This is a genomic window from Sphingorhabdus sp. SMR4y (assembly GCF_002218195.1).
GTDB lineage: Bacteria > Pseudomonadota > Alphaproteobacteria > Sphingomonadales > Sphingomonadaceae > Parasphingorhabdus.
Window position 1 is genome coordinate 1532501 of the sequence record NZ_CP022336.1, and the last position, 7500, is coordinate 1540000.

General features: G+C 53.9%; 2 protein-coding genes, 1 tRNA gene and 2 rRNA genes. 1 reads left to right on the top strand and 4 read right to left on the bottom strand.

Features of this window, described 5'->3' with window-relative positions; genetic code table 11:
- Positions 1–756 precede the first annotated feature (756 nt).
- Positions 757–2697: an acyltransferase family protein gene (locus SPHFLASMR4Y_RS07270; RefSeq protein WP_089132947.1), complete on the bottom strand. Its 1941-nt coding sequence runs from the start codon at positions 2695–2697 to the stop codon at positions 757–759.
- A gap of 273 nt (positions 2698–2970) precedes the next feature.
- Between SPHFLASMR4Y_RS07270 and SPHFLASMR4Y_RS07275 the strand changes: the two genes are divergently transcribed.
- Positions 2971–3981, top strand: a complete 1011-nt coding sequence (locus SPHFLASMR4Y_RS07275; protein WP_186266068.1) for an SHOCT domain-containing protein — start codon at positions 2971–2973, stop codon at positions 3979–3981.
- Between the two features lie 184 nt (positions 3982–4165).
- On the opposite strand, the gene SPHFLASMR4Y_RS07280 is transcribed toward SPHFLASMR4Y_RS07275, so the two are convergent.
- The 3 genes from SPHFLASMR4Y_RS07280 to SPHFLASMR4Y_RS07290 all read right to left on the bottom strand — a co-directional run bounded on the left by SPHFLASMR4Y_RS07280 (position 4166) and on the right by SPHFLASMR4Y_RS07290 (position 7454).
- Positions 4166–4242: transfer RNA gene (locus tag SPHFLASMR4Y_RS07280), tRNA-Met, on the bottom strand.
- A gap of 133 nt (positions 4243–4375) precedes the next feature.
- Positions 4376–4490: ribosomal RNA gene (rrf, locus tag SPHFLASMR4Y_RS07285) — 5S ribosomal RNA — on the bottom strand.
- 161 nt (positions 4491–4651) lie between these two features.
- Positions 4652–7454: ribosomal RNA gene (locus SPHFLASMR4Y_RS07290) — 23S ribosomal RNA — on the bottom strand.
- Positions 7455–7500 lie beyond the last annotated feature (46 nt).

The window sequence follows — 7500 nt, forward strand, 5'->3', positions numbered from 1 at the left end:
AAGCGCAAGCCGTGGAAGGCCGACGCGAACGACAAGATAACGAACCTTCCGCCTGATATCGTTGCTCCGCCCTGCCAATCAGCCCCTTCGAATCGCGAATCATGCCGGCATCAAAACCTGATTCGCCGCCAGAAGTGCCCTTGCGGGCAGATATCATAAGCTGGTGTCAGCGTCAGCGCCGCTCCATCCCGGGAGGGATATGGTCGTCGGTGTTTTCCGACAGCATGTTGAAGCTGATCCGGGCGAAGCGATAACGGGTGCAGGTTTGCCGGATAGCCAGGACCGGACATAAGCCTCATCGTCACACGGTGGCGTGCCTTCGGAGATAGCCGAAAAACTGATAGCACTGGAACGTGAGAACCGCGGGCTGCGGGAAGTCGACGAGATCTTACGCAAGGCATAAACATATTTTGCTCAGGGCGAAAGACAAAGCAGCACCGTTTCAGGCGACGCCTGAGCGCTCGACCGCCCGTTTCGCAAATGATCGCGTTCATCGATAAGCATCGCGGCAATCCTAAGGGGCGAGCCAATCTGGAAGTTGCTGTCGATCGCCCCATCGACCTACCATGATCATGGGGCCAAGCAACGCGATCCATCACGGCTATCAGCCCGCAGCGGTAAAGGCTTAGTATGGGGATCTCCCGCAAGAGAATGGAAAAGGCGCAAATACCAGCGCGTCACAGCGCCCGACACCCACTCAAAGGCCAGAGGCCAGCACAATATCCGTCCCGGGCGACAACCCACTACGCTGGCGCGCTACTCCAAAAGGCCTTGTTCAAGGGCGCGCCCAACAAAGTAACGTGCGCCTTCCAACGTCCAGTGATGCCCGTCAAACATCGCCTTCTTCCCATCAGGCGTCATCAAACGACAAGACCCGACCGCATCGTCACACACCAAATCCCTACGCGAGACAAACCGGATATCCAGCTGCTCAGCAAGAGCACGCAACGTCAGATTGAGCGGTGCGACGCTGGCAACCTCATAGCGCGGAGCAAGCGCATTCAGTTTTTCAAGGCTTGCGTGATCTCCTGAACGACGCAAGTACCAATCGAATATTGGCAGCTCGCCGGGTGATTCAAACTCTGCCGTGTTCCCGATCAGCAAGACCCTTTTTTCGCGTGCGCGCATGCCTTGAAGAGCAGCGCTCAGGTTCGCCATCTTGGTGGAATTATATTTTGTCGCGACCATGACGAGATCGGCTGCGGCAAAGTTCGGCGAGGCGAAAAGTGCATCCACTTCGGACTTGGCAAAATCACTGCGCAGACCATAGCGTGCGACTTCATATTCATTTGCGTTCAGATGCAGCCCATTGAAGAAATCCTTGCTGTGGGAATTTCCTACGACCAAAATCTTGGGACCGCCTGTATCCTTGAACCAAAGATCTTCTTTCTCGTGGCGCGATGCCACATGGGCCTGCGGTTCGCCTTCTTTTGAATCCGGATTCAAATTCTTCAGGATGGACCAAGATTGCTTTCGCAGCACTTCGTTGTCGTAGTTGTTGCCCTGGTAGAGCGCGTCGAGCTTGGCAAGCCTATGCTGCGACAGTACATTGGTGAAGCTGCTTAGCCCGGCAAAAATAGCGATTGCGAGAGTGACCATGCATGTCGTCGTCGCAAAGGCCCGCCCCGGTATGCGGAAACGAAACGGCTTTTCGATCGCGTAGTAGCCCGCAGCCGAGAGGGCGAGGGTGACCACGACCCAAAGCGCATAGTCCGCTGCGGTCACGCCGTCCAAGTTGGTCAGTCGGCCGAAGGCAAACACCGGAAAATGCCAAAGGTAAATTGAATAAGAGAGCTTTCCGATGAACACGAAGGGGGAGGCAGACAGAACCTTCGTCACCGGCTCACCCGGCTGAGCAAACCACAAAAGGCTACAGCATGCCAAGATGAAAGGGAAAGTGGGAAGGCCAGGATGTGTGTATTGGCCAAAGTGAAAGGCGACGAAATAGCCGACGATAACGAGAAGAGAAAATATTGGAACAAAGCCCGCGAACCGGCCTGTGCGCAGAGCATCCGGGCGTTTTTGAGACAGGTAGGCAAGCCCGGAACCGGCTAGCAATTCCCACGCCCGGCTAAGGGGCGAGAAAAAGGAAAGGTCTGCCCGATGGAGCGTAGTCAAATGGGCGATCGCAAGACTGATAAGGGCCAAAGCCACGAGTCCGATCCAGATCGCATTTCGCGCACCGATCCTGAACAAACCGATCAGAACCAGAGGGAAAAGAAGGTAGAACTGCTCTTCGATCGCCAGGCTCCACGTATGCAGAAACGGTTGCAGCAGACTCGACTGCGCTCCATAGCTGCCGAGCTGGTCTGCCCAGAAAACGTTGCTCACGAAAAATAGATTGGCGAGTAGCGACATGCCAAAACGGCTTAACTCACTCGGAAGCAAAACGGCCAGGGCCACAGGGACGCTGACCAGCATGACCAGTAGCAGGGGGGGAAGAATTCGCCGCGCACGCCGTGCATAGAACCGACCGAAGCTGATCCTTCCCTGCGTGTGCAATTCCTCCAAGAGGATTTTGGTAATCAGGAAGCCAGATAGAACGAAGAACAAATCAACGCCAAGAAAACCCCCTGGTAGAATAGAGGTTCCTGCAACGGTGATCTTGAGGTGATAAATCAAGACAGCCATCACCGCGATGCAGCGCATACCGTCGATTTCCGGGCGATAGGTAAGTTTATGTCCTGAATTATGCATTTGAAAGGGTTCCGTAAATAGCTAGCCTCTTGCCCATCTCCCTCGACGAATGCAACTTTGACCTGCCCCAATATACCGTCACGCTCAGGGTTCTTTGCCCAACGCCGGGAACAGCCTTTCTCCAATGGTTGACGCGTATCCCGTGCAATGCCTAGCCACGCGCACCATTCATCCTGTACCGTCTTGCGCTGCTCGCGGCCACGATGGACCATCTGGCGGGGGCGTTTTCACGGGGGGCTTGTGTACGAGGCGAGTTTTTTGCAGAAAGTGCTTATGACACACAAAAGTCTGTTTGGCGCCTTGGCCGCGGCTCTCCTCTTTTTTCCATCGACAGCAATGGCTTTCCCTGACGATGCTGCAGAGCTGCGCCAGATTATCGCAACGCAATTTGGCGGCAATGCCAACGCCTATGTAAAAGAAGAGGCCAGTGACTTTCGTCGCATGGCCTGTCGCAACCGGGCCGATCTCGTCCAGCAGCTGCTCGACGATGGTTTGACTGTCTCGGATATTCCCTTCCGGACTCTCGAACCTTTCTATAAATGCGCGTTCGACGAGAATGAGTGGGATGCCCTGGAACTCATTATCGACCCCGGCACGCTCGCAGTGATCGAGCAGGAGGCCGGCAGTCTCTCTCTTCCGTTGCAGGATCCGGTTTACCGGAACGATTACAAGGCCACACGGCTCCTGCTGGAAAACGGCGCTCATACGATTGACAACAGGCGCTGGACCAGAGGCGTGCTGACCAAAGACGGCCATCGCCTGAACATTGCCGGCTTCGCTGTCAGGAAAAACCTCGATGAGGTACTCCGAGCATTAGAGGATGCTGGATATGGCGAAATCGTAGCCGATGCTCGCCAGCCAGGATTCTGGGATATTGTTTTCAATGTCGGTACCGGCGGAGAGATCGGTGGTGGCTTCGGTGGCTTGCTTGGCGGTGTTGCCGACATCGCAGCTGGCGCAGCACTGGGCGGTTCGACAAGCGATTTCCTGATCGCTTCTGCTGGCTCCGCTGTGCTGGATAGCGGGAGTGGTGGCGGAGCAGCGCTTTCTCAGATCAGCGATAGTGAGCTTCAACGCAAGCTCGCCCGCTATCTAGCAACAGTGGAGATGCCACGCGGAGCTGAGCCGCAGAGCATCGATACTGCAAACAGCGAGAATATGCCCGCCATTCCAAAAACGGACGTTCTGGGAGAGTTGGAACGCCTCGCCGATTTGCGTGATCGCGGTGTCCTTACAAAGGAAGAGTTTGAAGCAATCAAGGCAACAATAATCGAAGGCTCCTAGCGCCTGTTTCTGAAAGACCGCTTCCGCTTCTCAGTCAGCCGTCGAGGCTCTCTCTGTAAGGCAGCCCTCTTGCTGACGCTTCCCAAAAGTCCATGAGACTTCAGACCACTGAGAGTCGCAGTCCGCAACCGTGCCAAATCCAAAAACAAAGGGGCCAGTCTTTCGACTAGCCCCTTGATGTGTTTGGTTGCGGGAGTAGGATTTGAACCTACGACCTTCAGGTTATGAGCCTGACGAGCTACCGGACTGCTCCATCCCGCGCCAACGTTTCTGGATGGGCTATAGAGCCGGACCAGAGAATCAAAAAAGCGGCCGGCCCTTTGAGGGACAGGCCGCTTTTGAAAAGGTGAATGGGTTATTTCCGCGTGACTATTGTTCATGCGCCTGCTGCAATGCCTGGCGACGACCTACTCTTCCATGCCTTGAGACAAAGTACCATCGGCGCAACCTGGTTTCACGGCCGAGTTCGAGATGGGATCGGGTGGGGCACAGGCGCTATGGCCACCAAGCAATGAAGCAGGCGCATAAGCTGTAATCACGGGTTATTTAATCGATGTGGCAAGATGATGCACGGTTTTTTGAAGCCGTGCATATTGACCATGGGCCGAGCTTAATTGTCCGTTCATCCGGCAACATGCTGTTTCCAACATTGTTGTTGATGGCGGGATTCTACAAGCGCGAATTGAGTAATTAGGACTGGTTAGCTTCATGCGTTACCGCACTTCCACACCCAGCCTATCAACGTGGTGGTCTTCCACGACTCTATGATAACTTATCTCGAGGGAGGCTTCCCGCTTAGATGCTTTCAGCGGTTATCCCGTCCATACATAGCTACCCAGCAGCACGCCTGGCGGCATGACTGGTACACCAGAGGTATGTTCAACCCGGTCCTCTCGTACTAGGGTCAACTCCTCTCAATTATCGACGCCCACGGCAGATAGGGACCAAACTGTCTCGCGACGTTCTGAACCCAGCTCACGTACCACTTTAATTGGCGAACAGCCAAACCCTTGGGACCTGCTCCAGCCCCAGGATGTGATGAGCCGACATCGAGGTGCCAAACGATTCCGTCGATATGAGCTCTTGGGAATCATCAGCCTGTTATCCCCGGCGTACCTTTTATCCGTTGAGCGATGGCCCTTCCACGAGGGACCACCGGATCACTATGACCGACTTTCGTCTCTGCTCGACTTGTCAGTCTCGCAGTCAGGCTGGCTTATGCCATTGCACTCTAACAGACGGTTTCCAACCGTCCTGAGCCAACCATCGCGCGCCTCCGTTACTCTTTAGGAGGCGACCGCCCCAGTCAAACTACCCGCCACAGAGGGTCCCTGATCCGGATAACGGATCTAGGTTAGACACCAGAAAACAATAGGGTGGTATTTCACATTATGGCTCCACTCGGACTGGCGCCCAAGTTTCAAAGCCTCCCACCTATTCTACACAATTCTTTCCTAATGCCACTCTGAAGCTGCAGTAAAGGTGCACGGGGTCTTTCCGTCTAACCGCGGGTACTCCGCATCTTCACGGAGAATTCAATTTCGCTGAGCATATCCTGGAGACAGTGGGGAAGTCGTTACGCCATTCGTGCAGGTCGGAACTTACCCGACAAGGAATTTCGCTACCTTAGGACCGTTATAGTTACGGCCGCCGTTTACTCGGGCTTCAATTCAAGACTTTCATCTCTCCTCTTAACCTTCGAGCACCGGGCAGGCGTCAGACCCTATACGTCGTCTTGAAGCCGACTTAGCAGAGTCCTGTGTTTTTGCTAAACAGTCGCTACCCCCCAGCTTGTGCCCCCTGCCAAAAGTTGCCTTCTGGCAGGGCCTCCTTCTCCCGAAGTTACGGAGGTAATTTGCCGAGTTCCTTCAGGATACTTCTCTCAAGCGCCTTGGTATACTCTACCTGCCCACCTGTGTCGGTTTCGGGTACGGTCTATATGGTGGAGCTATTTCCTGGAACCTCTTCGAAGCCTGATCAATCCAATAAGATCAGACAACACACGAGATCCGTCACATTCCACCAGGTCACGGAATATTAACCGTGTTCCCATCGACTACCCCCTTCGGGCTCGTCTTAGGGGCCGACTCACCCTGCTCAGATTAGCTTTAAGCAGGAACCCTTGGGCTTTCGGCGACAGTGCATCTCACACTGTTTGTCGCTACTCATGTCAGCATTCGCACTTCCGATACGTCCACCGTCGGTTACCCTTCGGCTTCATCCGCTTACGGAACGCTCCGCTACCGCTCAGAATAAATTCTGAACCCTAAGCTTCGGTGCATATCTTTAGCCCCGTTACATCTTCGCCGCAGGAACCCTTATTTAGACCAGTGAGCTGTTACGCTTTCTTTAAAGGATGGCTGCTTCTAAGCCAACCTCCTGGTTGTTTTGGGATTCCCACATGCTTTCCCACTTAGATATGACTTGGGGACCTTAGCTGTAGGTTAGGGCTGTTTCCCTTTTGACGACGGACCTTAGCACCCGCCGTCTGTCTCCCGGACTTGTCTCTATGGTATTCGGAGTTTGGTTAGGTTTGGTAGGTCTCGCGACCCCCTAGCCCATCCAGTGCTCTACCCCCATAGGAAAACGTCCGAGGCACTACCTCAATAGTTTTCGCGGAGAACCAGCTATTTCCCGGCTTGATTGGCCTTTCACCCCTAAACACAACTCATCCAATAATTTTTCAACATTAAATGGTTCGGTCCTCCAGTGCGTGTTACCGCACCTTCAACCTGGTCATGCCTAGATCGCCGGGTTTCGGGTCTAATCCATCTAACTCATTCGCCCTATTCAGACTCGCTTTCGCTGCGCCTACACCTAACGGCTTAAGCTTGCTAGATAGATTAAGTCACTGACCCATTATGCAAGAGGTACGCGGTCACCCCACAAGGGGGCTCCCACTGCTTGTAAGCATTCGGTTTCAGGTACTGTTTCACTCCCCTAATCGGGGTGCTTTTCACCTTTCCCTCACGGTACTTGTTCGCTATCGGTCACATACGAGTATTTAGGCTTGGAGGGTGGTCCCCCCATGTTCAGACAGAATTTCACGTGTTCCGCCCTACTCGAGTCCTGATTGATCATTTTCGCATACGGGACTGTCACCCACTATGGTCAAACTTTCCAGAATGTTCTGCTAATTTACAATCAGGCACTGGCCTGGTCCGCGTTCGCTCGCCACTACTAACGGAATCTCGGTTGATGTCTTTTCCTCCGGTTACTGAGATGTTTCAGTTCGCCGGGTTCGCTTCACCAAGTCTATTTTATTCAACTCGGTGATATCCTTCCCCATTTACCCTCACCTTGTCGGACAGAAGCCCTTCAAGACAAAAGTAAATGGTGAGGATGGGTTCCCCCATTCGGAAATCGCTGGATCAAAGATTGCTCACATCTCCCCAACGCTTATCGCAGCGTGCCACGTCCTTCATCGCCTGTATGTGCCAAGGCATCCACCAAATGCTCTTACCTCACGCTTGAGAATCCACACCACCAACAACAAGATTGGAACAATCCTCCCACGCT